General features: G+C 74.5%; 19 protein-coding genes, 1 tRNA gene and 1 other RNA gene. 11 read left to right on the forward strand and 10 right to left on the reverse strand.

Features of this window, described 5'->3' with window-relative positions:
• Positions 1-17: 17 nt before the first annotated feature.
• Together NQZ70_RS51490 and add are read left to right on the forward strand one after the other, a co-directional pair.
• The gene (locus tag NQZ70_RS51490) at positions 18-1409 is read left to right on the forward strand and encodes a vitamin K epoxide reductase family protein (RefSeq protein WP_129580776.1); all 1392 of its coding nucleotides are present in this window, start codon (positions 18-20) and stop codon (positions 1407-1409) included.
• A 63-nt stretch (positions 1410-1472) separates the two neighbouring features.
• Positions 1473-2654, forward strand: a complete 1182-nt coding sequence (gene add / locus NQZ70_RS51495; protein ID WP_129580777.1) for an adenosine deaminase — start codon at positions 1473-1475, stop codon at positions 2652-2654.
• A gap of 54 nt (positions 2655-2708) precedes the next feature.
• On the opposite strand, the gene nadE is transcribed toward add, so the two are convergent.
• Both nadE and NQZ70_RS51505 read right to left on the reverse strand, forming a co-directional pair.
• Positions 2709-4628, reverse strand: coding sequence for an NAD(+) synthase (nadE, locus tag NQZ70_RS51500; RefSeq protein WP_129580778.1), 1920 nt, complete (start codon positions 4626-4628; stop codon positions 2709-2711).
• Between the two features lie 11 nt (positions 4629-4639).
• The gene (locus NQZ70_RS51505; protein WP_237244834.1) at positions 4640-5638 is read right to left on the reverse strand and encodes a hypothetical protein; all 999 of its coding nucleotides are present in this window, start codon (positions 5636-5638) and stop codon (positions 4640-4642) included.
• A 199-nt stretch (positions 5639-5837) separates the two neighbouring features.
• Here NQZ70_RS51505 and NQZ70_RS51510 point away from each other — a divergent pair, with 199 nt between their 5' ends.
• The 3 genes from NQZ70_RS51510 to NQZ70_RS51520 all read left to right on the forward strand — a co-directional run bounded on the left by NQZ70_RS51510 (position 5838) and on the right by NQZ70_RS51520 (position 8004).
• The gene (locus NQZ70_RS51510) at positions 5838-6701 is read left to right on the forward strand and encodes a Crp/Fnr family transcriptional regulator (RefSeq protein ID WP_129580780.1); all 864 of its coding nucleotides are present in this window, start codon (positions 5838-5840) and stop codon (positions 6699-6701) included.
• A 193-nt stretch (positions 6702-6894) separates the two neighbouring features.
• Positions 6895-6977 (forward strand) — tRNA-Leu (locus NQZ70_RS51515).
• A 244-nt stretch (positions 6978-7221) separates the two neighbouring features.
• Positions 7222-8004: a DUF721 domain-containing protein gene (locus NQZ70_RS51520; protein WP_129580781.1), complete on the forward strand. Its 783-nt coding sequence runs from the start codon at positions 7222-7224 to the stop codon at positions 8002-8004.
• Here the strand turns inward: NQZ70_RS51520 and NQZ70_RS51525 are convergent.
• From NQZ70_RS51525 to purD, 4 genes are all read right to left on the reverse strand, one after another.
• Positions 7895-8743, reverse strand: a complete 849-nt coding sequence (locus NQZ70_RS51525; RefSeq protein ID WP_061626907.1) for an FHA domain-containing protein — start codon at positions 8741-8743, stop codon at positions 7895-7897. The genes NQZ70_RS51520 and NQZ70_RS51525 overlap by 110 nt on opposite strands.
• A 3-nt stretch (positions 8744-8746) precedes the next feature.
• The gene (locus NQZ70_RS51530; RefSeq protein WP_129580782.1) at positions 8747-9625 is read right to left on the reverse strand and encodes an FHA domain-containing protein; all 879 of its coding nucleotides are present in this window, start codon (positions 9623-9625) and stop codon (positions 8747-8749) included.
• Between the two features lie 166 nt (positions 9626-9791).
• Positions 9792-10241, reverse strand: coding sequence for a hypothetical protein (locus NQZ70_RS51535; RefSeq protein ID WP_237244835.1), 450 nt, complete (start codon positions 10239-10241; stop codon positions 9792-9794).
• A gap of 190 nt (positions 10242-10431) precedes the next feature.
• Entirely contained in the window at positions 10432-11769 is a 1338-nt protein-coding gene (gene purD / locus NQZ70_RS51540; RefSeq protein ID WP_237244836.1) for a phosphoribosylamine--glycine ligase, read from the reverse strand.
• Positions 11770-12036: 267 nt separating this feature from the next.
• Between purD and NQZ70_RS51545 the strand changes: the two genes are divergently transcribed.
• Positions 12037-12477, forward strand: coding sequence for a dCMP deaminase family protein (locus NQZ70_RS51545; protein ID WP_129580783.1), 441 nt, complete (start codon positions 12037-12039; stop codon positions 12475-12477).
• A 79-nt stretch (positions 12478-12556) separates the two neighbouring features.
• On the opposite strand, the gene NQZ70_RS51550 is transcribed toward NQZ70_RS51545, so the two are convergent.
• Positions 12557-13963 (reverse strand): sigma 54-interacting transcriptional regulator, encoded by a 1407-nt coding sequence (locus NQZ70_RS51550; protein WP_129582081.1) that lies wholly within the window; start codon positions 13961-13963, stop codon positions 12557-12559.
• Between the two features lie 345 nt (positions 13964-14308).
• On the opposite strand from NQZ70_RS51550, the gene NQZ70_RS51555 reads away from it, so the two are divergent.
• Both NQZ70_RS51555 and NQZ70_RS51560 read left to right on the forward strand, forming a co-directional pair.
• Entirely contained in the window at positions 14309-18604 is a 4296-nt protein-coding gene (locus tag NQZ70_RS51555; RefSeq protein WP_129580784.1) for a serine/threonine-protein kinase, read from the forward strand.
• Between the two features lie 56 nt (positions 18605-18660).
• Positions 18661-20133 (forward strand): right-handed parallel beta-helix repeat-containing protein, encoded by a 1473-nt coding sequence (locus tag NQZ70_RS51560; RefSeq protein WP_129580785.1) that lies wholly within the window; start codon positions 18661-18663, stop codon positions 20131-20133.
• Between the two features lie 87 nt (positions 20134-20220).
• Here the strand turns inward: NQZ70_RS51560 and ffs are convergent.
• Positions 20221-20310, reverse strand: an RNA gene (ffs, locus tag NQZ70_RS51565) — signal recognition particle sRNA small type.
• A 276-nt stretch (positions 20311-20586) separates the two neighbouring features.
• On the opposite strand from ffs, the gene NQZ70_RS51570 reads away from it, so the two are divergent.
• Positions 20587-21375, forward strand: coding sequence for a hypothetical protein (locus tag NQZ70_RS51570; protein ID WP_129580786.1), 789 nt, complete (start codon positions 20587-20589; stop codon positions 21373-21375).
• Positions 21376-21465: 90 nt separating this feature from the next.
• Here NQZ70_RS51570 and NQZ70_RS51575 read toward each other — a convergent pair whose 3' ends face one another.
• A complete protein-coding gene (locus tag NQZ70_RS51575) occupies positions 21466-22389 on the reverse strand; it encodes a hypothetical protein (protein WP_129580787.1) in 924 nt (307 codons plus the stop codon).
• Between the two features lie 116 nt (positions 22390-22505).
• On the opposite strand from NQZ70_RS51575, the gene def reads away from it, so the two are divergent.
• Both def and NQZ70_RS51585 read left to right on the forward strand, forming a co-directional pair.
• Entirely contained in the window at positions 22506-23081 is a 576-nt protein-coding gene (gene def, locus NQZ70_RS51580; RefSeq protein ID WP_129580788.1) for a peptide deformylase, read from the forward strand.
• 27 nt (positions 23082-23108) lie between these two features.
• On the forward strand, positions 23109-24704 hold the full coding sequence (locus tag NQZ70_RS51585) for a bifunctional UDP-sugar hydrolase/5'-nucleotidase (RefSeq protein WP_129580789.1): 1596 nt from the start codon (positions 23109-23111) through the stop codon (positions 24702-24704).
• A 57-nt stretch (positions 24705-24761) separates the two neighbouring features.
• Here NQZ70_RS51585 and NQZ70_RS51590 read toward each other — a convergent pair whose 3' ends face one another.
• The gene (locus NQZ70_RS51590; protein ID WP_020742079.1) at positions 24762-25187 is read right to left on the reverse strand and encodes a TraR/DksA family transcriptional regulator; all 426 of its coding nucleotides are present in this window, start codon (positions 25185-25187) and stop codon (positions 24762-24764) included.
• Positions 25188-25363: the final 176 nt, after the last annotated feature.

A 25363-nucleotide genomic window follows, 5' to 3' on the forward strand; every position in this document is an offset into this window, starting at 1 on the left:
GGCGCCGCCACGGACCGATGCTGCTGAACTCGATCGCCCTGCTCCTCGCGCTGATGCTCCTCGTCTTCCTCGCCGGGAGGGGCAACGTCTTCGCGGTGCGTCCGGCGCGCGGCAGACACGGCGCGCGTGAATCCGCGGAGGCGCCTCGGGCCGGCCCCGAGGTGCCCCCCCGCGACGGACCCGCGACCCAGGCCGAGGGGCCCGCGACCTCGACCGGCGAGGCGCAGGCCGGGCGCGCCCGGTTCGTCGTCACGCTCTTCCGGCTCGCGCTGTTCGTCGCCATCGCGGCGAGCGCGGCGCTCGTGGTCGAGTACCAGAACGCCGGCGACCCCGCGTTCTGCGGCGTCAGCTCGGGCTGCTTCGCCGTCCGGGTGTCGCCGTACAGCCGGCTCTTCGGGGTCCCGCTGCCGAACCTCGGCCTCGCCGCCTTCACCACGCTCCTCGCCGCCTCGCTGCTCGCGCGGGAGCGCTGGCACCACGTCGCGATCGCGGCGGCCTCGGCCGCCGGCGGCCTCGCCGCCACCGTGCTCCTCGGGCTGCAGGCCTTCGCGATCGGCGCGTTCTGCGCGTGGTGCGTCGCGGTCGACGTCGCGGCCCTCGCCGCCGCGATCACGTCGGCGCTCGTCGCCTGGCAGGCGTGGCGCATGCCGCGCGCCGCGTTCGATCGCGCCGCGCAGGGCGGGCTGCCGGCCACCACGGCGTGGGGCGCGGCCGCCGTGGCGGCGGTCGGCCTGCCGTTCCTCTGGGGCAGCTACCCGGTCATCCCGCCGCTCCCGCCGGAGCTCGCGGCGCTGCAGGAGCCCGGCAAGATCACGGTCGTCGCCTTCACCGACTTCGAGTGTCCCTTCTGCCGCCGGCTGCACCCCGAGCTGAGCCAGATGGAGGAGCCCTACGGCGATCGGCTGCGCCACGTGCGCAAGATGGTGCCGCTGCCCAGCCACCCCGGCGCGCTCCCCGCGGCGAAGGCCTACGTCTGCGCGCCCCCGGACAAGCGCGAGCAGGCCGCGGCGCTGCTCTACAGCGCGTCGCCCAGCAAGCTCACGGACGACCGCGTCGCGTCCGTCCTCGCGCCGCTCGGGCTCCCCGCCGGCTTCGAGGCCTGCCTCGCCGCGCCGGAGACCCAGGCCAAGATCGACGCGGACGTCGCGCTGTATGGGCGGATGGAGGCGCGCGGGCTCCCCGCCACCTACGTCGGGCGGCGGCTCGTGGTCGGCTACAACCCCGATCGCCTCCGCGATGCGCTGCGGCGCGAGGCCGCCGGAGATCCGCTCAGCCTGCCGCTCCCGCTGCTCTTCGTCGCCCTCTTCGGCGTCTCCGCGGCCGCCGTGGTCGTGGGCAGCCGAGATCGTTCGCGCGGCGCGTCGGGCGGGTCCGCCGCGGCGCCCCCGTCGTCGGCGGCGGCGCCGTAAGCCGCGCCGCGCCGCGCCCGCCCGCCGCCTTTCGCGGCCGGTCGGCGGGTGACAGAATAGCTCATGAGTGATCATCCCGAGCTAGCCGGCAAGCTCCCGCTGGAGTTCTTCCGGCAACTACCCAAGACCGATCTGCACGTTCACCTCGACGGCTCCTTGCGCCTCGAGACGATCATCGACCTCGCCCGCAGCAACCGCGTCGAGCTCCCGACGTACGAGCCGTCGGAGCTGCGCCGGGTGATGAACCTGGGCCAGAACTGCGGCTCGCTGGTCGAGTACCTCAAGGCGTTCGACATCACGCTGCGGGTCCTCCAGACCGAGGAGGCGCTCTACCGCGTCGCCTACGAGCTCGCGGAGGACGCCGCGCGCGAGAACGTCCGTTACATGGAGGTCCGCTACTCGCCGATGCTGCACACCCGCCTCGGCCTGCGCCTCACGAGCGTCGTCGAGGCGGTGCTCTCGGGGCTCAGGGCGGCGCGCGACGCGCTGGGCATCGAGAGCAACGTCATCGTCTGCGGCATCCGGAACATCTCACCGGAGTCGTCGCTGGAGATGGCGGAGCTCGCGGTGGCCTACAAGAGCCGCGGCGTGGTCGGATTCGACCTCGCCGGCGCCGAGTACGACCACCCGGCGAAGCACCACAAGGCGGCGTTCCAGCTCGTGCGCCAGAACAACATCAACTGCACCATCCACGCCGGCGAGGCCTACGGCCCCGAGTCGATCGCGCAGGCGCTGCACGTCTGCGGCGCGCACCGGATCGGCCACGGCTGCCGCCTGCGCGAGGACGGGGGCCTGCTCCATTACATCAACGATCACCGGATCCCGCTCGAGTGCTGCCCGTCCTCGAACGTGCAGACCGGCGCCGTGCGCGACCTCGCCTCGCACCCGCTCAAGCTCTACCAGAGCCTCGGGCTGCGCGTGACGGTCAACACCGACAACCGGCTCGTCACCGACACGACGGTGTCGCACGAGCTCTGGCACTGCCACACGAAGATGGGATTCGGCCTGAAGGAGATCAAGTCGACCATCGTGGCCGGCTTCAAGAGCGCCTTCCTGCCGTTCCACATCAAGCAGGCTTACCTCCGCCGCGTGACCGAGGAGCTCGAGCGCTTCTCCGCCGACGGCTCGATCCGCCCCGCCCCGCCGCCGGCGCCCCCTGGCCACGAGATCCTCGAGCTCACCCCGATGGACGGGAAGGACGGCCGGCAGGCGGCGCAGACGCCGGTCGAGAAGGCCCCCAACTGACGCGCTGGCCTCCCCGCGCGGCGAGGGCGGCCGCGGGGCGCGCCCGGGCGGGGCTCAGCCGCCCTTCCACTCGGTCCGCTGCACCACGGGCAGCTGCAGCGCGCGCTCCCGGTCGAGATCGAGCGAGCCGAGGTGGATCGCGATCGGCGCCTGCACCCACTTGAAGATCGATCTCGAGAACAGGGTCGCGAACTTCTCGGCCCACGCCCGCAGCGCCGCCGGGTCCTTGTCCGGGAACAGGCTGGGGAGCGCCGCGGCCAGCTCGTCGGCGGCGAGCTTCTCGGCGCCGTAGAGGTAGAGGCACGCGTCGAGGACCTCGAACGGCATGAGCTCGGCTTCCCCCGACTGGTTCTCGGCGAGCTCCGGCCCCGCCGTCGTGGCGAGCGTCTGCTGGATCCCCTTGAAGCCGAAGCGCTGCGAGAGGCGCTCGATCAGGGCGATGACCACGGTCTTCGGGAGGTTGGCGATCACGCTGAACGCCCCCTCGAGATCGCCGCCCACCGTGGTGTAGCCGAGCGCCTTCTCGCTCATGTTCCCCGTCTGCAGGAACAGCGCGCCGCTCGTGTTCGCCCAGTTCCACATGCGCCCGCCGCGGATGCGCGCCTGCACGTTCTGCCGCGTGAGCTCGGTGAGCTGCCGGCCCTCGCCGACCATCGCCTGGGCGGCCTCGAGCTCCCGGGGGAACGCGTCCTCGATCGGGATCACCGCGAACGAGGCGCCGAGATCGTCGGCGATCTGCGCGGCGGCCCGGTGCGTCGCGTCGCTGGAGTAGCGCGACGGCATGAAGAACGCGTGGAGCGACGCCTTCATCTGCGCCCGCAGCGCCTCGCCCTCGAGGCCCGGGTGGAGGAGCTGCACCGCGCGCCAGGCGACGAGCAGCGTGAGGAGCGAGTCGCGGCCGCCCGAGAGCGCGAGGCCGATGCCCTTGAAGGCGCCGATCTTGCGGTAGTAGTCGGCGACGCCGAGCGCGAGCACCTCGTAGAAGTCGTCGAGCAGCTCGTCGCGCGCCGAGATCGCCGGCAGCGCCGCCGAGGGCAAGAACGGCGTCGTGCCCGGCGGCGGGGCGGGATAGGCGAGCCGCGAGCGGTCCGCGGTCTGCCCGGGCGCCCGGAGGACCTCCACCATGTGCGGGGAGGCGCGGCGGAACTCCTCGAGGTCGCTGCGCCAGGTGCTCGCCTCGCGACGGCAGCGCGTCGTCCGGTCGAGGTCGACCACGGCCGCGGCGTACCCCTCGCGGAAGCGCGGCGCCTCCAGCATCGGGCGGCCGTTCTGGTTGATGAACCCGCCGCCGTCGAAGACGAGCCCGTCGTTGCCGCCGACCAGGTTCGCGTAGGCGATGGTGCACTGGTTGTCCGCCGCGCGGGTCGCGATCATCTCGCGCCGGGTGCCCGTCACCCCGGCGCGGAACGGCGACGCCGAGATGTTGCAGATGATCTCGGCGCCCGCGTAGCAGCGGCGCCGCATCGGCCCATCGGGCGACCAGATGTCCTCGCACACCTCGACGGCGATCGTCCCGAAATCGAAGGCGAGGATGCGGTCGCCGCAGATCACGCCGTCGGCGTCGAGCTCCATGAACGGCATGCCGCGCGAGAACGTGCGCGCCTCGTAGAAGATGTTGTACGTGGGCAGCTTCTCCTTCGGGGAGAAGGCGAGCACCTGGCCGGCGTGGACGACCGCGCCGGCGTTGAAGAGGTCGCCCCCCACGCCGACGGTCACGCCGATGACGAACACGGTGCGGAGCGACGCGGTCTCCTCGGCGAAGCGGCGGAGCTCGCGCTGCTGGCTCGCGATGAACGCGGGCCACTGCACGAGGTCCTCGGACGCGTAGCCGCCGATCACCTGCTCCGGGAAGACCGCCAGGGTGACGTCGTCGCGCGCCATCGAGCGGGCGAGCGCGAGGCACCGGTCGGTGTTCGAGCGGACGGCGCCGACGGTCGCGTTGACGTTGGCGATTCCGATCTTGACGAGTCGCATCGGGCGGCAGCCTAGCGCGGCAGCACGGCGCTGAGCAGGGCGAAGAGCTTGTCGATCTCCCCGGGCGTCACGCGCCGGTTCGCCTTCACCCGGTCTCCCTCGGCGAAGAACTCGACCGGGTCGACGACCCGGACCGTCACGACCGCGATGCGGAACGAGGTCGCGCGCTCGATCTCCTCGTTGAGGAAGGCCGCGTCGCGGGCGGCGTCCTCGGGGCTCGCGCTCGCCCCGTCGAGCGCGACCGTGGCGCCGCCGTCCTTGGTCAGCGTCACGGCGGCCTCGAGCGATCTCAGCGTCGGCGGCACGCGGGGCGCCTCGCGCGGCCCCCGCAGCGTCCGCGCCGGGTCGATGGCCGCGGCGAGCGCGGCCTCCTCGCCGACCGGATCGGGGAAGCCGCCCGTGCCGATGAAGCGCCGCGCCTCGCGCGCCCGCGAGACCGGCAGCACCACGAGGAAGTTCGGCTCCACGGTCGCCACCACGCGGGTGTGCCCCTTGAGGGTCACGCGCACGGCCGGCACGCCGAGCCCGCCCTCCTCGGCGCCCGGCGGCTGGCTGCGCGAGAGGAGCGTGTCGAGCCCCGCCTCCAGCCGCTCCGGCGGCACGTTGTGCTCGAGGACGATCACCGCCTCGTGGGCCGCGTCCGCGCGCGGCGCGGTGACGAAGGCGCGCTCGAGGTCCCGCTCCGGATCGAGCCCGGTGCCGGCGAGCACGGGGCCCCACAGGTCGAGCGCCGCGAGCCGCGCCATGATCGGGTGGCCCCGGGTCCGGTCGGCGAAGACGAGCACCGAGACCTTCCCCCCGGCGATCGACTGCGCGATCGCGGCCGCGTTGCGCGGCTTCGGCGGCGGCGGCGCCTCCGCGCCGACCGGCGCCGCCGAGGGCGCGGAGCCGCACGCGACGACGGCGAGGGCGAGGCCGAGCGCGAGGAGCCGCAGCGGCAGGAGGCGCATCGCGGCGAAGAGCCCTTGACGAACGGACGACATCACCCACGCGACGTTACCGGCACCCACCCGATCCTGCCAGCCGGGCAAGCCTCTTCCGCGGGCGCGCGCCGCTCGGCGAGGCGGCCATCCCTCTTCCTCGCGACGGGACCTGGAGTAGGATGCCCCTCCCCGCGGTCCACGCCGAGCCCGTGCGCGCCGCATGGATCCGTGTCTCGCAACGCCGCGGACGCGGGGCCCGACCCACGTTGAAGAGGAGTGTCACCCCATGGCGGTCCGTCCTTCCGACCTGCACGCGATCCCCCTGTTCGAGAGAATCACGGAGGACCACCTCGACGAGCTGATGAGGGCGTTCCAGCGCCAGGAGGTCCCGTCCGGCCACGTGCTCTTCGAGGCCGGGAGCGCGCCGGCGCACCTGTTCCTCCTGGTCCAGGGCGAGGTCGCGCTGCTCGAGGGGGGCGAGACGCGCTTCCGCCTGAGCCCCATCTCGCCGATCGGCGAGCTCGGCGCGCTCACCGGCTTCCGGCGGACGACGACCGCGGTGACCACGCAGCCCTCGGAGATCTGGCGCATCGGCGTCGCCGCGCTGCAGGACTTCTTCGAGGAGCACGGCGACGTCGCCTACCCGTTCTACAACAACCTGCTCAACGTCGTGGCCGGCAAGATCCGCCGCGACGCGCGGCGGCTCGAGGAGGTCCGCGCGAACCTCATCCGCACGCAGCGGGCGATGAAGCGGCTGCTCGAGCTCGTGCTCGACAGCGAGGAGACGCCGCTCAGCAAGGTCATCTGCGCGACGCTCGAGGAGCTCATCGAGAAGAACCGGCGCTCGCACTACATGGTCGAGCCGGCGCACACGCTGAAGAGCTCCGTCCGCCTGGACAGCGGCGCGCTCGTCCCCGTGGTCGAGCTCTCCGACGGCTGGCTGCGCCTCGCCGGCCTCCGCGACGCCGAGAAGGGCGCGCACTGGAGCGGCGTGCTCATCCTGCCCGCGCGCGAGATCCCGGTGAGCGGGACGGTCGACGCGATCGACGATCACGGCGCGGTGGTGCGGCTCGATCTCCTGATCGACGAGTACGCCGCCGCGCTCCAGGACTACCTGACGCGCCTCCAGATGCTGGATTTCGTGGTGTGATCTCGCGCCGCGCGGCCGCGATCCGCGGCCGCCGCGCGCCCTCGCCGCGCCTCGCCCGTCGCTCGCGCGCGCCTCGCCGCGCCTGGACCGCGCTTCGATCGCTCTCGGACCGTTGTCAGACCGTCGACGACCGTTGCCAGGATCGCGCCGGGTGATCTACGGTTCCCGGAGCGCACGCTCCTCGGAGCGCTGAGCCGAAGTGGCGGAATGGCAAACGCGGCGGATTCAAAATCCGCTGTCCTCACGGGCTTGTGGGTTCGAGTCCCACCTTCGGTACCGATGCGGAATCCCTGGACGAGGCGCCTCTGCGCGGGGCTCGTCTTCTGCTGGTGAACGCGCTTGCGGCTCCGGGCCGTTCCGGCGGGGTGAGGGCGCCTGCGGTCGACCGTCGGCTGTCTTCGTCGCGCGGCGCGCGGCGGGGCCACGGCGCGGCGGGGGCCGGCCGTCCGTGACGTCGGGCGATCCTGAACGCCGCGGTCCGCCGGAACAAGCCGCCGTCGGGCTGCTACGCTCGGCGCGCATGTCGCGTCGGACCCGAGGCATCGAGCGGCTGGGCGCGTTGATCCAGCGGGAGTCGTCGCTCTCGGCGCCGACGGAGGTCGACACCGCGCCGATGCCGTTCCGCGAGTGGGAGGCGGCCGTCGGATCCCGGATCGCCGCGCGCGCGCGGCCGCTCAAGCTGGAGCGCGGCGTCCTTCACGTCCGCGCGGCGAGCTCGACGTGGGCGCAGGAGCTCTCGATGCTCGGCGACGTGATCACCGAGCAGCTCCGCGCGCGCGGCCTCGCGGTGCAGTCGCTCCGGTTCCGCGTCGGCAAGGTGGAGCCGGTCGCGCGCCCGCCGTGGCGCGAGGAGGTCCGCCCCGCGCCGAAGGAGGCGCCGCTCCCGGTCGAGGTGCGGCAGGAGCTCGGGAAGGTCGCCGATTCCGAGCTGCGCGACGCGATCGCGAAGGCCGCCGCGAGGAACCTCGGCTGGCAGGAAGCAGAGGCGAGCGCGAGCGCGAGCGCGCGCCCTCGCAACGAGCCGCCGGCCCCCGCCGCGGCCCCGCCGCAGCCCTCCCGGGCGCCGGCGCCGCCGACGTCGTCGATGCCGGCGACCTCTCGGGCGACCGCGCGCGCAGCCGCGCCGCCGGGCCCGCGCGCGTCACCGCGAGCCGCCGCGCCGGCGACCGCCGCGCCGGACGACGAGGCGGCGGCTACTTCGCCGCGACGAGCCGCTCGAGACCCTCGATCCGCTGCATCAAGAACCGCTCGGTCGGACCGAACGAAGGAGCCATCCGGCGCAGGTCGTCGAGGTAGATCCTGAGCGGCTGGATATCGAGCGACTTCACGCGGCGGACCACCGTGTAGAGCTCGTCGACGACGGGGCCGGGCAGCGGGCGGCGCGCGATCGTGAAGAGCTCGAACGCGTAGTTGACCCACGTGCCCTTGGTCGTCGCGCCCGCGAGGCGGGCCGCGTAGCGCGCGGCGAGCTCCGCGGCCGGCATCTCCAGCGGCACGTTCGTCCGCGCGCGGCTCAGGATGTCGATCAGCACGGTCTGCAGGATGCGCTCGGCCTCCTCGCTCCGCCCCATCGCGAGCGCCTTGTCGGCGAGGCTCGCGAGCAGGCGCAGCGACTGGAAGCCCTTCGAGCCGCCGTCGCCCGTCGGGCTCGTGAGCTCCGTCGGGTCGTCCGACATTTTGCGCATCTCGGTCAGCGCCATCGCGCCGAGCGTCGCGGTCGCGCGCCGGAACTCGACCCCGTAGGCGTCGTGGGGCCGCGACTCCTCGCCGCCGTAGAGCAGCATCTCCTGGCTGCCGATGATGATGCGGTCGCCGTCGACCAGCTCGCGCTGGCCGGAGATGCGCGTGCCGTTCACGTACACGCCGTTCCTGCTCTCGAGATCGAGCACGGCCACGCCGTCGCTGCGCACCTGCAGCGTGGCGTGGCGCCGGGACACCAGCGGATCGTCGAGCGAGAGCTGGCAGTCGCCGCTCCGGCCAATCACGAAGGGCCCTTCGGGGAGCTCGAAATCGTGCGCCAAGTACCGGAGGCGGAAAGGCATGGTCTATTTCAGTGCGCCGAGGCGCTCGAGCCCTTCGATTCGCTGGAGGATGAACCGCTCCGCCGGGGTACGTTCTCCCGCACGCTCGCGGAGCCGCTTCGCGTAGCCACGAAGGATGGACATGTCGACGGCCTTCACCTTGCGCAGGACACTATACAGCTCATCGACGAGGTAGGCGGGGAGCAGGAGCTCGAGCCGCGTGTTCAGCTCGAAAATATAGTTGATCCACGACCCCCGGCCGGTGGCGGCGGCGAGGCGGGCGGCGTACGTGCTGGCCTTCTCGACCAGCTCGGGCTGGACGGCGCCGACGCCCCCCTCCCGCGCCTTGGTGAGGATGTCGTTGAGCGAGCGCTGGAGGATGCGCTCGGCCTCGTCGACCCGCCCCAGGGCGAGCGCCTTGTCGGCGACGCTGCCGATGAGGCTCAGCGCGTGCACGCGCTTGTCGGGGTGCTGCGGGATCAGCCCGGGCAGCGACCTGCGCGAGGCGATCGCCGTCGCGCCGTCGTCCTCGCCCGAGGACATCTCGCTCATGTCGACCGTGCGCGCGTTCTGCTGCCGGGTCCACAGCGGCGCGCTCCGCGGCGAGTGCGTCGAGCTCGGCTCGATCGCCCCGAGCAGGAACATCTCCTGCCCCCCGATCGCGATCTTGTCGCCGTCCGACAGGATCTGGCGGCCCGTGATCCGGGTCCCGTTGATGAGCACGCCGTTGCGGCTGCCGAGATCCTCGATCGCGACGCCGCCCTCGCCGACGGTCAAGAGCGCGTGCCTGCGCGACACCAGCGGGTCGTCGAGCGACAGCTGACAGTCGGCGCTCCGTCCGATGAAGAACTCGCCGAGCGGCACCTCGAGATCGTGGGCGAGGTAGCGCAATCGGATGCCCATGATCGAGCCATACCAACAGCCCAACAGGCCGTCAAAAGCCAGCTTCTGGGCCGCGTTGCAAAGGTTTGCAAGCCCACAAGAACGCCCGTTGAACGCGGACGGTGAAGTCCGTTACCGTCGTACAGTATCACACCGGCGGGCGCTGCGCGATCGACCTGGTCGGACTTCAGCGGTGGCTCGAGAGGACCCGGAGCAGCGTGAGGATGAGCCGCGGGTGGGCGAGCAGGCCGTAGATCTTGAGGTCTCCGCTGGCCACGAGCCGCGCGAGCTCGCGCAGGGGGCCGCTCTGGCGGCGGTGCAAGAGGCCGAGCTTCGGGAAGCTCAGCCAGCGGTGGAACGCGATGTCCGGGAGCCGGAGCAGCGCCGCCTCGTCGCCGCAGAACGTGACGGAGGGGATGCCGATGGCGCCGTCGTGGATGGTGAGGCGCCCGTGATCGAAGCGCATCGTCATCGACGTGGCGGTGTCCTGCGCGACGACGAGCACCGAGCCGCGCAGCGCCCGGAAATCGGACAGGCGCCTCGGATCGCGGCCGAGGTGCTCGCGGATGAGCCGGCCGAAGTGGGCGGCGAGGGCGTTGTCCTCCGCGCCCGGGGCAAGATCGACGATGGGCTCCATGGTGTCGCGCTCTCGCGTCGGGAGCGGCGCAGCGCCGCCCCCCGTCTCTCTGTGGCCGATGCGCTCTCCGGCAAGCCGCGTCGCCGCGCGCACCCCGGCGGACGGCCTGGGCGGCGGTGGCGCGCCCTGTGAGACGATAGGCACGACGGGCGGCCGAGGGTCAAGCGCGGCGCCGCGCGGGCGCCGCGCCTCACCCGGCGGCGCGCGCTCCGTCCACCCCGATGTCGCGGCGGAGCACCTTGCCGTCGAAGTCGATGGCGCTCGCGGCGCGGAACGCGCGCTCCCGCGCCTCCGCGAGCGAGTCGCCCGCGGCGGTGACGGCGAGCACGCGGCCCCCTGCGGTCACGATCGCGCCGTCCCGCTCCGCCGTGCCCGCGTGGTTGACGAAGGCGCCCTCGACCGCGGCCGCGGCGTCGAGGCCGCGGATGACGTCGCCGGCCACGGGCGCCGTCGGGTAGCCGCGCGCCGCGAGGACCACGGTGAGCGCGTGCCGGCCGGGGGCGACGCGCGCCGCCCCGGGGTCGAGCGCGCCCGCCGCGGCCGACGCGCAGAGCTCGGCGACGTCGCCCTCGAGGAGCTCCATCAGCGCCTCGCACTCGGGATCGCCGAAGCGGACGTTGTGCTCGAGCAGGATGGGGTCCCCCGCGGGCGTGATCATCAGGCCCGCGAACAGCACGCCGCGGAAGGGCCTCCCCTCCGCCCGCATGCCGTCGATCGTCGGCCGGAGGATCTCGCGCTCGACGCGGGCGGTGAGCTCGGGGGTGACGCGGGCGCTCGGCGCGAACGCGCCCATGCCGCCGGTGTTCGGCCCGGTGTCGCCCTCGCCGACGCGCTTGTGATCGCGCGCCGCCGGCAGGACGAAGATCGCCTCGCCGTCGCTGAGGGCGTGCAGGCTGGCCTCCTCGCCGACGATCGCGTCCTCGAGGATCACGGTCGCGCCGGCGTCGCCGAAGCGGCGATCCACGAGCATGTCCTTCGCCGCCGCGAGCGCCTCGTCGACGGTCGCCGCGACGACGACGCCCTTGCCGGCGCAGAGCCCGTCGGCCTTCACGACGATGGGCGCGCCGCGCTCGCGGATGATGCGGGCCGCCTCGTCGAAGGAGCGCGCGATCTGGAACGGCGCGGTCGGGATCCGGTGGCGGGCGGCGAACTCCTTGAGGAACGCCTTCGACCCCTCGAGGCGCGCCGCCTCGCGGCTCGGCCCGAACACGGCGACGCCCGCGGCGGCGAGCGCGTCGGCGACGCCGGCGCAGAGCGGCGCCTCGGGGCCGACGACGACCAGGTCGGCGCGCTCGCGGACGGCGAGCCGGGTCGCCTCGTCGGGCGAGAGCGAGGCGAGGTCGGCGCGGCGGATCGGGGCGCGGCCGGGGCCGCCTTGCGCCGTCGTGCCGGCGTTCCCGGGCGCCACGATGACCTCGGCGACCGAGGGCGATCGGGCGAGCGCGCGCGCGAGGGCGTGCTCGCGCCCCCCCGAGCCGAGCACGAGGATGCGGCGATCTGACCGGCGTGGTTTGGCAGTGGAGCTCACGCACGCGCGCTACCACGCGGCGGCCCTCGCTGTCGAGGCGCCTCGCGCGGTCGCCCGTCCGGGAGGGGGCCCCGCGGCGCCCGACATCGTGATAGAAGCGCCCGCAGGGCGCGCGGCGCGGCTCGGCCAGGGCCGCGAGCGCGCGCCGCCGGGCCTCCTCGCGCGGGGACCGGAGGGCGGATCCCTGAACATTCTGGAGGGGACAGCGGGCGCGAGCCTCGGCACCGAGGGGGCAGCGGGCGCGGATCCCCGCCGTGGAGACGAGCGATGACTCACCGGGCTTCGTGGGATGAATACTTCATGCGCATCGCCGAGGTCGTCGCGTCCCGGGCGACCTGCGACCGGAAGCACGTCGGCGCGGTGATCGTGCGCGACAAGAGCATCCTCGCGACCGGGTACAACGGCTCGATCCGGGGGCTGCCCCACTGCGACGAGGAGGGGCACCTCATCGAGGACGGCCACTGCGTGCGCACGATCCACGCGGAGGCGAACGCGATCATCCAGGCCGCGCGGAACGGGGTGCGGATCGAAGGCGCGATGGTCTACGTCACGGCCTCGCCGTGCTGGGGGTGCTTCAAGATGATGGCGAACGCGGGCATCTCGCGCGTCGTCTTCGGCGAGTTCTACCGCGACGAGCGCATCTTCCGGTTCGCCACGGAGCTCGGGATCGAGCTCGCCCCGCTCACGCGTCGCGAGACGCCCGCCTGAGGCGTTGCGCGCGCGGGCGCGCGGTTGAGCGAGCCCTCGCGCGACTTGCGCGGCGGCTCGCGCAACGCTGAGGCGACGCTCAGGCCTTGCGCGGCCGCGGCAGCCCGTACACCCGGATGCGCTCGACCAGCGTGCGCCGCGAGATCCCGAGCAGCGCCGCGGCGCGCGTCTGGTTGCCCATGCACTGCTCGAGCGCCTGGACGATGCGCTCGCGCTCGTGGGCCTCCATGGCGTCGCGCAGCCGCGTGGGGCCCGCGCCCGCGCCGTCGAGCGCGCCCTTCGCGCCGTCGGGCACGCCCCTCGCATTCCCTTGCGGGGAGCTCGGGGACGCGGCCGCCGGGGCGGGCGCCTGAGACGGTTGCGCCGGAAGGGTAGGCTCATGCGAGGGACGGGCGGGATCGGCCAGCGAGGAGAGGAGCAGGTGCTCCGGCCCGATGGGCGCCCCGTCGGCGAGGATCACCGCGCGCTCGATCACGTTGCGCAGCTCCCGGATGTTGCCTGGCCAGCTGTGGCGCTCGAGCGCCGCCAGGGCCGCGGGCGAGAGCGGGACGGCCGCGGCCCTGGCCTCGCTGGGGAAGAGCTCCTTCGCCGTGCGCTCCGCGAAGAGCTGCGCCAGCGCCGGGACCTCGCCGGGGCGCTCGCGCAGCGGCGGGAGGGTGAGGGTCACGCCGTTCAGCCGGAAGTACAGGTCCTGCCGGAACGCGCCGCGGCTCACCTCGGCCTCGAGGTTGCGGTGCGTCGCCGAGATGAAGCGGACGTCGATCTTCGTGGGGGTCAGGCCGCCGACCCGCATCACCTTCCGCTCCTCGATGACCCGGAGCAGCTTGGCCTGGATCGAGAGCGGCAGCTCGCCGATCTCGTCAAGGAACACCGTGCCCCCCTCGGCCGTCTCGAGCAGCCCCGGCTTCGCCCGGACGGCGCCGGTGAAGGCGCCGCGCTCGTGGCCGAACAGCTCGCTCTCGAGCAGCGACTCGGAGAGCGCGACGCAGCTGAGGCGCAGGAGCGGCCGGCCCGCGCGCGGCGACGCCTTGTGGATCGACTCGGCGAGCACCTCCTTGCCGACGCCCGTCTCGCCGAGGATCAGGATGTTGATGGGGCCCTTCGCGACGCGCTCGGCCAGCGCGTAGATGGCGCGCATCGCGTCGTCCTTGACGATGACGTCCTTGCGCGCGCCCCGCTCGGCGTCCTTCTGCCGGAGGATGACGCGCGCGGCGCCCAGGTAGATCACGTCGCCGGGCGCGAGCTCGACGGCGCCGCGCGCGGGCGCGTCCTTGCCGACGTCGATGAGGCGCTCGGTCGCCGCGCTGCTGTGCCGGGTGCGCACGCGGGTCCCGTTGCTGCTGCCGAGGTCCTCGACCCGGAGCGGCGGGCCGAGGTGCAGCACCGCGTGCCGGCGCGACACCGAGGAGTCCGGGACGCAGATGCCGGCGTCCTCGTCCCTGCCCAGCACGACGCTCCCGGAGCCCGGCAGCTGCCGCGTGCTCATCGAGCCCTGGGTGATGATCAGGACCTCGAGCGGGCCACCATCGCGGGAAACAAACTCCGGCTCAGCCACATCGCACCCCAGAGTCGCGCCGGGCGCCCGAGGGCGCCCTTCCACTGCACGCGTGCGATCCGTCCCGGGGACCGTTGCGGCAGCTTGCGCAGGACGGCGGCCAGGACCGAGGGCGCGCCTTGCAGGCGGCTGCGTAGCATGGACGCGCGCGCAGGGCGACTGCTGTCGCGCTCGCCTCGCCGCCTCGACCACCGGCGGCGGCGCGGGGCGGCGATCGTCGCCCCGCGGAGGCGGCGCGCTCCCGGCGTGGTGGCCTGGGCGGTAGGATTTGCGCGGATGATCGCGGGAGACCCGTTCGGCTGGGTGGGCAGCACCATCGGCGGCAAGCTGCTGGTGGACGCCGTGGCCGGGGAGGGGGCGTTCGGCGTGGTCTACCGGGCGACGCACCTCGGCTTCCAGGAGCAGGTCGCGGTCAAGTGCTTGAAGATCCCCGCGGATCTATCGCTGGAAGAGCGGGGGGCGCTGCTCGACACGTTCGAGCGCGAGGCGCGGCTGCTGCACCGGCTCTCGCGCCGGACGACGGGCATCGTCCAGGCGCTCGACGTCGCCGCCGCGACCTCGCCGGAGGGCCACTGGACGCCGTACCTCGTCATGGAGTGGCTCGAGGGGGAGACGCTCGCGCAGCACATCGACGCGCGGAGCGCCGCCGGGCGCGGGCCGTACCCCGTCGACGAGGCGATCGAGCTCCTCGCGCCGGCGGTGTCGGCGCTCGCGATGGCGCACGACGAGCGCGTCTCGCACCGCGACATCAAGCCGGCGAACCTGTTCCTCGTCGGGGTGCCCGGCGCGACGACGATCAAGGTCGTCGATTTCGGCATCGCCAAGGTGATCGACGCGTCGATGCCGCTGTCGAAGGCGCTCGTCGAGACGAGCCGCTCGGCGACGCCGGCGGCCGGCGGGGCCGCGACCGACACGACGCAGGAGCTCGCGGCGTCGCGGACGCTGCACGCGTTCACCCCGCTCTACGGCGCTCCGGAGCAGTTCGACCCGAGGCTGGGCGCGACCGGGCCCTGGACCGACGTGTTCGCGCTGGGGCTCATCCTGCTGCAGCTCGCCTCGGGCAAGCAGCCGCTCGACGGGGGCGACTGGGCCGATCTCTACCTCGCCGCCGTCGACCCGCGCAGGCGTCCGTCGTTCGCGGGGCTGGGCGTCGCGGCGAGCCCAGCGCTCGAAGCGGTCATCGGGCGCGCCGTCACGGTCGAGCCCGCGGCGCGCTTCCGGGACGCGCGCGAGCTCGGCGCGGCGCTCGCGCGCGTCCCGGAAGCGCGCCGCGGCGCCGCGCCGAGGCCCTCCGATGGGCTGGCGGCCACGCTGCCGAACGCCGCTGCCGCGCCCGCGCGCGCCGCGAGGGCCGCGCCGCCGGCGGGCGAGTACCGCGTCTGCACCGTGCTCTCGGCGGAGATCGTGGCCGGCGGCGACGGGCAGGCGCCGCTCGATCCGGAGCAGGAGCTCGAGCTTCGCGAGGCCTGCTTCGCGCTCGTCCGCGCGCGGGTCGAGGCGCTCGGCGGCGCCGTGAGCGGCCGCGGCAACGGCGCCGTCTCCGCGCTGTTCGGCGCGCCGCGCGCGACCGACAACGACGCCGAGCGGGCGGTCCGCGCCGGGCTGGAGCTCGCCGCGATCGACGCGGCGTCGCTCGGCGCAGAGCTGCCGCCGGGGTGCCGGCCGAGGCTGCGCGTGGGCGTCAGCACGGGGAGGCTATTCGTGAGCGGCGCCGCCGGGCCGGGCGCCCCGGTCGACGCCTCCGGCGAGGCCCTGAGGGCGGCCGCGCAGCTCCAGCAGGCCGCCGCGCCGGGCGCGGTGCTGATCGCGCAGCCCACGTTCCGGCAGGTCGCCGGCCTCTTCGAGGTCGAGCCGCAGGGCGGCGACGCGCCGAGCTTCCGCGTCCTCAAGCCCGCGAGCGCCTCGATCGCCGGCTCCGATTTCCTCGGTCAGGGCACCCGCTTCGTCGGGCGGGCGGCGGAGCTGCAGCGGCTCTCCGACGCGCTGGAGACCGTCGTCGCGGAGCGGCGCGCGATGTTCGTCTCCGTGATCGGCGCGGGCGGCGTCGGGCGCAGCCGCCTCCTGTCGGAGATCCGGGCGATGGCGCCCCCGCAGGGGGGCCCGTGCGTCGTGCTCGGCGCCGCGTGCTCCTCGCTGTCGATGGATGCGAGCTACCACCTCGCCGCGTCGCTCCTGCGCGCCCACTTCCGCATCCAGGACGACGACGCGCGCGACGTCGTCGTGCGCAAGCTCAGGGCCGGCGTCTCCGGGGCAGGCGCGGGCGGCGACGCCGGCGGCGCGCCCCATCCGCTCGCCCTGGAGGACGCGCTGGCCGAGATCGCGGACGTGCTCTGCCCGCGCCGCGCGGCGCCGGTCGCGCCCGCGACCGCGATCGTCCCCGACGAGGGCGGCGCGGACGTCAAGAAGCGGGTGGCCGCGGCCGTCGCGGCGCTCCTCGGGGCCATGGCCGCGCGCGGGGCCGTGGTCGTCCTGCTCGACGACATCCACTGGGCGGACGACGCCAGCCTCGACCTCTTCGACGACCTCGCCATGCGCCTCTCGGACGCGCCGCTGCTCCTCGTCGGCGCCGCGCGGCCCGAGCTCTACGAGAGGCGGCCGCACTGGGGCGAGGGGAAGGCGAGCCACGCGCGCCTCGATCTCGGCCCGCTGTCGCGGCGGCACGTCGAGGACATGGCCCGCGATCGCCTGCGCCTCGCCGCGCGCTGCTCCGCGGAGGCCATCCGCGCCCTGGCCGAGCGCGCGGAGGGCAACCCGCTCACGCTGACCGAGACGCTGTACCTGCTCATCGACGTCGGCGCCCTCGAGCGGCGCGACGGCGAGCCGTGGATCCTGCACGAGGAGAAGCTCGCCCGGCTCTCGTTGCCGGCGACGATCCAGGGCATCGTCCAGGCGCGGCTCGATCGGCTCGACGGCGAGGCGCGGGCCGTCCTGGCGCATGCGGCCGTGGTCGGCAGGACGTTCTGGAAGGGCGCGATCGACCACCTCCGCGGCGTCGCGCCGCAGGGCGGCGGCGCCTCGAGCACCGCGGACGTGCTGCGCCGGCTGCGGGATCAGCAGCTCATCCGCGCGCGCGACGCGTCGACCTTCCCCGAGGACTGCGAGTACGTCTTCGCCGAGGCGGCGACCCAGGAGATCGCCTACGACACGCTCAGCCTCAAGGTGCGCCGCGCGATGCACCGCGCGGTCGCCGCCTGGCTCGACGGCATGTCGGCGGCGCCGCGGGGGCTCGGGGAGGTCGGGGCGGCGCTCGCGGCGCTGCACCACGATCGCGGCGGCGACGCGCGGAGCGCCGCGCTCGCCTACGCCCGCGCCGCGGCGAGCGCGGCGTCGCTCGGGCAGAACGCCGAGGCGCTGCGCCACTTCGCGCGGGTCCGGGAGATCCACGCGCGCGCCGAGGCCGGCCCCGAGGCGGGCGGCCCCGAGGCGCGCGCCCCGTCGGCGGCCGCGTCAGCGGCCGCGTCGGCGGGCGGCGAGCGCCGGCTGTTCGCGTGGCACGAGCGCGCCGGGCTCCTGCTCGACGCCGGCGACGCGCTCCGGCGGGCGGGCCGCCTCGACGAGGCGGAGCGCGCGTACCACGAGGCGCGGGCGCGGATCCTCCGCGTGGAGCGGCGCGCCTCCGCGCCGTCGGCGCGCGACCCGAGCGCGGCGCTGCTCTGGGACGCGCGCGTGGATTACCGCCTCGCCCTCGCGCTCAAGGTGCGCGGCGCGACGGCCGAGGCGCGCGCGCTCGTCGAGCGGGCGATCGCGCTCGCCGAGCGCGGCGGCGCCGCGCCGGAGGCGCTCCCGATGGTCGGCCTGCTCGCGGCGCTCCACCGGCGCGACGGCGATCTCGACGCCTGCCGCGCGGCCGCGCTCCGGAGCCTGCGCGTCTGCGCGGCGCTGCCGCCCGGCGACGGCCGCCGCCGCGAGGCCGCGTCGCAGCTGCTCCTCGCGCTCGGGACGGTGTTCTACTCGCGCGGCCGGCTGGTGCAGGCCGAGCGCTGCTACCGCCAGGCCGCGCGCGCGGTCGACGAGCGCGCGTCCCCGCAGGCGCTGAGCTTCGCGCTGAACGGCGTCGCGGCCGCGCTGTTCGCGAGGGGCGACCTCGGCGGCGCCCGCGAGGTGTTCGCCCGCGCGCTCGCGCTGAAGGAGCGGCTCGGCGATCTCCAGGCAATCGCCTCCGGGCACAACAACCTCGCGGAGGTCGAGCTCCGGCTCTCGCGCCCGCGCGCCGCGCTCGAGCACGCGCGGCGCGCGGTGACGCTGGGCGAGCAGGCCGGCGCGGGCGCCGACCTCCCGGACGCGTACCGCAACCTGGCCGCGGCGCTGCTCGCGGTCGGCCACGTCGGCGAGGCGCTCGAGTCCGGCTGCGCGGCGCTGCGCCTCGCCGAGGTGGGCGGCGGGCGCGTGTACCTCGCCGACGTGGCGCTCGGCCTCGCGACGATCTGCCGCGCGGGCCTGCGCGACGCCGCGACGCGCCCTCGCGCCGAGGCCGCCGCGGCGCAGCTCTCCGCCTCCCTGGCGGCGCATTTCGTGGAGGGCGAGCTCGCCGCGCGGGCGCGCGAGTGCCGCGCGGTGCTCGCGGGGTCCTGAGGGGCCGCGCCTCTTCTCGTTGGGCAGCGCGGCGTGCCGCGCAGGAGACGTTCGTCATGATGAAGGCTTGGAATCAGGCAGCTCTCGTTTTGACCGCCGTGGCCGCGCTCGGCCCGGCGGCGCTCGGGTGCGCGTCGGACCCTGAACCGACGAAGGGCGCGTGCCCGGGCGCGCTCACGGCCTCCGGCGCGTGTGTCGGCGTCCCCGCCGGCGCGCTCTGCGACGGCGACTTCTGCGCCGGGTCCGTCGATTGCGCCGAGGTGATCGAGGTCGCGAGCCCCGCGGCGCTCTCGCCGGCCGCCGCGGCGGCCGAGCCCGGGGCGTGCATCGCGCTCGGCCCCGGCGCCTACGGCTCCGTCGATCTGCCGCCCGGCGTGAGCCTGCTGGGCAGGGGCGCCGGCTCCGTGACCGTGGCGGCCGTCTCGCTCGCGGCCGGCGACGGCGCCGTCCTCCGGGGCCTCACGGTCGGCGAGGGCGGCGTCGCGGTCGCGGCCGGCGCGCGGGCGCGGATCGAGGCGGTGCGCGTCGCGGCGAGCGCGGCCGACGGCGTGACGGTCGGCCTCGGCGCCACGCTCGACCTCGTCGACGCGGCGATCGAGGGCTCGGCGCGCTACGGCCTGAGCGTGTTCGACGCCGACCGCGTCTCGGTGGCGCGGTCCGTCGTCTCCGGCTCGCGGGGGCCGGGGCTGTGGGCGCAGTGCACCGGCGGCTGCGACTGCGAGGCGACGGTGGATCTCGAGGTCGAGGACACGGTCCTCCGCGACAACAAGGTCGTCGGCGTGTCGCTCGTCGGGGCGCGCGCCTCGCTGTCCCGCGTCGAGGTGAGCGGCAACGGCCTGAGCGGGTTCGATCCGAGCGGCGGCGTCTCCGTGTCCAGCTGCTCGAGCCTCGAGGCGACGTCCCTCAAGGTGGCCGACAACAGCGGCTTCGGTCTCCTGATCGACGGCGCGAGCGCGGCCATCGGCGGGGACGGCGCGGGGTTCGAGGTGAGCGGCAACCAGCCCGGGATCTGGATCCAGAACACGACGCCGGAGCAGCCCGTCGCGCTCCGTGGGGGCGTCCTCGAGAAGAACAGGGCCATCGGCCTGGGGATGAGCGGCGAAGCGCGCGGCATCATCATCGACGGCATGCGCATCGCGGGGACCTTCGCCGACTCGGCGGTGGTGAGCGCGAGCGGCGAGCAGGCGCAGGAGGTCGTGGGCGACGGCGTGAGCTGGCAGGAGCGGGCGCAAGCGGCGATCCACGGGCTCGTCCTCAGCGGCAACGGGCTCGAGTCCAGCAACCCGTCCATCACCCCGTCGCGCCGGGCGAGCGTGCTCATCGACGGCGACGTCGGCCGGGACAGCCGCCTCGGGGCCATCACGCTCGAGGGCGGCGACGAGGAGGCGGGCATCGTGCAGCAGCGCCTGGCCGCCGGCGGCGTCAGCCCGCTGCGGAGCACGGATGTCCCGCGCATCACGACGAGCCCGGACGCGCTCTTCTCCGTGCCCGTCGCGCCCATCGCGCCGGCGGCGCTCGAAGCGCCCTGACGGCCGGTCGCGCCCGCGGCAGCGACCTGGCACCGGGCTCCGCGGCCGCGCCCGAGGTGGGGGCGGGAGCGCATCGAGCCCACAAAAAGCAAGTGGGCCCGCCACACTCGCTTTCCGCTACCGTTGCTCCCTTCCGGGCCTGGCGGGGTTCACGGCGCGCTGTCGGCGGACCCATGAGGTTCAGGCTTTCGCCTGACGCACGGACTACGTAGTCGAACTTCGGCGCCGTGTCGAGCCCCATGAAGCGCGCGGCGGCGCGTCGACGGCGCCACGGCACCTCGGCCGCGCGGCGAACACCCGGAGGCCATGCCTCGCCGGGCTCTCCCGCCGGGGGCCATCCGGCTGCAGTCGGAGTGCAATTCAGCGCGGGACGCGCGCGGGTGTGGGGGGCGCCGGAGCGCGCGTCGCCCGGGACTTGCCTCGTTCGGGAAGCCCCGTACGCTTGGAGGTGTCGTGGATCCGTTCGATTCCGAGGACGAGGGGCGGAGCAGCCGGCTGATTCCGGTGCTGCTCTTCACCGGCTCCGCAGCGCTGGCCGCGGCTGCGCTCCGGTTCGCCTGGCAGCAGCCGGTGATCATGGCGGCGGTGCTCGGCCTGGTCCTCGCGTTCGCCGCGGCCCGCTGGCTCGCGCGCCGCAAGCTGCGCCGGCTGCTCCGCTCGGGCGACGTGCGCTCGGTGCTGCAGCGCTGGTCGCCGACGCTGCACCGCATCCCGCACCCCGCCACGATGGCGCCGCTCATGACGGCGACGGCGTTCGCCGCCTACGGCTGGGTCGAGAAGGCGCGGGCGGCCATGGCGGCGGCCGAGCGGGGGCCGGCCTGGGACGCGGCGCTCGAGCACCGGCTCTTCCTGGACACGCTCCTCTACACCTTCGAGGGCGATCGCGACGCGGCCCTCGAGCGCGCCGGTCGCCTGGAGCGCCTCCCGCTCCCGAACGTCAGATCTCCTTTCCGCGACCGGGTGGTCACCTTGCGGGCGGCGGCCGGCGCGCTCGCCCGCGCCTTCGCGCACACGAGCGTGCCGGGCGACCGCGCGCTCCTGGAGCGCGCGAGCGAGGTCAGCCCGCTCGTCTTCTGGGCCATGCGCTACGCCGCGGCCGTCATCGCCATCGACGAGGGCGAGCTCACCCGCGTCGGGGAGCTCCTTGCCGATGCGCCCTCGTGGCCGCAGGAGTCGACGTTCCGCGCCTTCCACGACGAGATCGCCGATCGCGCCGGCCTCCCGCGCCCGGCGAGCGCGTAGCGCGCCCGGTCGTCGCGCGCGGGCCGCGCGCCGCTCGCCGGCCCGCGCCGCCGCGCTGCCCGGCGGCGGCGCGCTCGCCCGAGGGCCCGCTCAGCCCTGGAACAGCGTGCGGATGTAGCAGTACGCGCGCGCCTCGGGGGCGGCGGCCTCGGCGCCGTGCGGCGGGTCCGGCACGAACGCGCCGAGCGCGCCGAGCGCGCCGTCGATCGCGAACGTGCGCAGCACGATCCTCACGCGCGCGCCCGCGAAGCACGGCTTGCGGTAGGCGACCTCCACCCTGCGGGCGAGCAGCGCCGTGCCATGCCCGTGCTGCGCGAGCCGCCGGAGCGCGGCCTCCGCGAAGAGCCGCGGGTACACGAGCGAGTTCACGTGCTGGTTCCCGTCCGTGTGATCCAGGCCGAAGGCGATCGAGATCGGATCCAGCGTCGGCTCCGGGTCGAACGGCTCCGCGCCCGCCGGCAGGCCCATCAGCGCCTCCGGCGAGCGCCAGGCGTAGCGCTCCGGCGGGACGGGCGGCAGATCCGGCGCGTCGAAGCGCAGCACCTTGCGCGCGCCGGGTTCGGCGAAGGGCCGCGTGAAGACGTGCTCCGCGAACACCCGGCCGACCTGGATCGGCTCGCCGGCGCCGGGCGGCGGTGGGCCGTAGGTCCGGCTGCGGCGCGCGCTGGCCGAGAGCCACATGGCCAAGATCAGCCGGTTCACCTCCGACGCGGCGTCCTCCGTGCGCGCGAGCTGGTAGCTGCCCTTGAGCTCCAGCGGCTCCCGCGCCGCGACGGGGCCGTCGCCGCCCTCGATGATGAGGCGGGTGAGGATCGGGATGATCCCCTGCGCGGTCATCAGCGCCTCGATGGGGCTCGCTCGCAGCAGCTTCACCCAGATCGCGGGCCCGAGGCCGTGCGGCAGCGCGTCCAGCATCACCCGTCCGTTCTGGCTGACGTCCTCGAAGCGGAGGTGCATGACGGCGTTCGCCTGCTGCTGCTCGGGGACGTGGGGCTCGTCGGGGAAGTAGTGCATGGCCCTTCTCCATAGCTGACGCTCCAGCGCGCCGCATGGCCGCGCGCGTGAGCGCGTCCCCGCGGGGCGGGGGGTAGCGGCGCGCGCGTATGGCGCGCGTATGGTACGATCGGCGCGTGACGCTCCTGAAAATCGCCCACATCGGCAACCCCGTCCTCAGGCAGCGAGCGCGCGAGGTCACGCCGGAAGAGCTCTCCTCTCCCGCCATGCAGGCGTTCATCGACGACCTCGTCGAGACGATGCGCGACGCGAACGGCGCGGGCATCGCCGCCCCTCAGGTCCATGCGCCGCTGCGCATCTTCGCGGTCGAGGTGCAGAACAACCCGCGATATCCGTACAAGCCGAACATCCCGCTCACGATCGTGGTCAACCCCGTGATCGAGCCGCTCACGCAGGAGACGTTCGAGAACTACGAAGGGTGCCTGAGCGTCCCGAACCTGAGGGGCGTCGTCGATCGCGCCACCGAGATCCGCCTGACCGGCCTGGATCGCGACGGGAAGCCGATCGACCGCGTCGTGCGCGGGCTGTCGGCGGGCACCTTCCAGCACGAGAAGGACCACGTCGACGGCGTGCTCTTCGTCGATCGCGTGAAGGATCCCCGCACGCTCTGCACGTGGGCGGAGTTCGACCGCTACCACAAGCAGCCCTTCGTCGAGCGCATCGTCCCGTTCATCCAGCGGATGGGCGGCTGAGGTGCGTCGCCGCGCGGAGCCTGCGCGATGCCCTTGAGCGCTGCGCCGGCGGCGCGACGGCCCCGCGCCGCGCGCGCGATCGCCGCGCTCTCGCTCGGCGCGCAGGCGCTGCTGCCCCTCTCCGCGTGCGAGCCCAGGGAAGCGGCGACGGGCGCGCAAGCGCCGGCTCCGTCCGAGCGCGCTCCGGCGGCGGTCACCCTCCTCTACACGACCGACGAGCACGGGTGGCTCCTGCCCGCCGCCGAGGAGGGCAAGGTCGTCGGCGGCGCGGCCGAGGTGCTGGCCGTGTGGCGCGCGCGGGAGGGCCATTGCGCGGGCCCGGCGCCCGGGGCTCCGCCCCACCTCCCGCCAGCGCCGGCCTGCAAGGACCCGTCGACGCTCGCGCTCTCCGGCGGCGACAACTGGACCGGCCCCGCGATCTCTTCCTATTTCCTGGGCGCGCCGATGGCCGACGCGATGGCGCGGATGGGCTACGCCGCGTCGGCGTTCGGAAACCACGAGTTCGATTTCGGCAGGGACGCCTTTCTCCAGAACCGGACACGGTCTCGCGTGACCTACCTGGCGGCGAACCTGCGCGTGACCGATCCAGGGCTCTCCGCCTTCGCACTGCCTTCCTTCGCCGTGTTCGAGCGGCGCGGGCTTCGCATCGGCGTCGTCGGCCTCTCGACCTCGCGCACCCGCGAGGCCGCGACGGCGAGCCGCTTCGACGGCATCGATTTCGAGGGCGAGGAGGCGGCGCTCTCGCGCGCCATCCCCGAGGCGTGGCGCGCCGCGCCCGACGCGCTCGTGCTCGTCGCGCACCAGTGCCAGGACGTGCTCGCGCCGATCCTCGCGCGTCACCCCGAGTGGCGCCTGTCCTTCGTCGGCGCGGGGCACTGCCACACGAGGGCCGAGCTGCGCGTGGGCGGCGTCCCGCTCGTCAACCCTGGCTGGCGGCTGCGCAGCTACGCCCGCGTCTCGCTCGACATCGACCCCCGCCGTCCGCTCCAGCAGCGCGTCGTGTCGGCCGCCGCGGAGGTGGTCGACGTGGCCCACCCGGAGGGCGCGTCCGCGGCCCCGCCGGACGAGGCGCTCGCCAGGGCCGCCGCAGGCTGGCAGCGTGAGCTGGACGCGGCGCTCGGCGAGCAGATCGGTTATTCGAGCGACGGAATGGAGCGCGACTCCGCCGAGATCCAGCGCTGGATCGCGGGGTCGTGGCGCGAGCAGCTCGGGGTCGACATCGCGATCCTGAACAAGGACGGCATCCGGCAGGCCGTCCCCAGGGGGCCCATCACGAAAGCGACGGTGTTCTCCGTCCTCCCGTTCGACAACAAGCTCGTCATCTGCTCGCTGCGGGGCAGCGACATCCTCGAGACGCTCCGCCACCGCGACGCGGTGCTCGTCGGCCTATCGCCTTCGGCCGGCGGTCGTTACGTCCTGCACGACGGGCGCCTCTTGGACGAGGAGCGCCGCTACACCGTCGCGACGATCGATTTCCTCTACTACGGCGGGGACGGCTTTCGCTTCCAGGCTCAGGACCCGTCCCCGCAATGGACCGGCCTCGACTGGCGCGCGCCGGTGATCGCGTGGACCAAGGCGCTCGGCACGAGCTCGAGCGCCCCGCTGGACGCGCGCTTCCGCTAGCGCCCGGCCGCACGCCCCGCGATCGGCGCGGGGCGTGCGCTGCGCTGGCGTTCGGGATCAGGAGCCGCCGCCGGTCCGCTCCTCGCGCTCGATCTGCTCCTGGTAGGCGACGCTGTAGCGCGCCCACGGGCGCAGCTTGAGGCGGCGATAGCCGATGGGCTCGCCGGTGCCCTCGCACATCCCGTAGGTCCCTTCTTTCATCTTGGCGAGCGCGCGATCGATCTCGGCGAGCACCCGGACATCGCGCTCCAGGAGCTTCGACGTCAGCGAGGTTGCGCCTTCGGCGTTCGCCTCGTCCATCTCGTCGCCCACCTCCCGCGAGACGTCGCGCTCCGCGTGCTGCCGCTCGTCGATGTTGGCGACGAGGCTCGCCCGGCGCTCCTCGAGCGCCTGCCTGAGCTCGCTCAGCTGCTCCGGCGTCAGCTCGGGCAGATCGGAGTCGTCCGTATCGGGCGCCGCGCGGCGCACGGGCGGCCTCGGCATGGGGGCTGCCATCGGGGCGTTCCCGGACGTCTCCGGTCGCGCGGGGCTCGTTCCGTCGCGACTCGCACCTTCACGGTTGTTCATGGGTTTCCTCTCATCTCTTCAGGGAGCTGGGCAATCCGCGTACCGGTCTTGAACGTGGGCGGCGAGCGCACGCGCTACGTGCGCCCGCCGGA

The organism is Sorangium sp. So ce836, from assembly GCF_028553905.1.
GTDB classification, from domain to species: domain Bacteria; phylum Myxococcota_A; class Polyangia; order Polyangiales; family Polyangiaceae; genus Sorangium; species Sorangium cellulosum_D.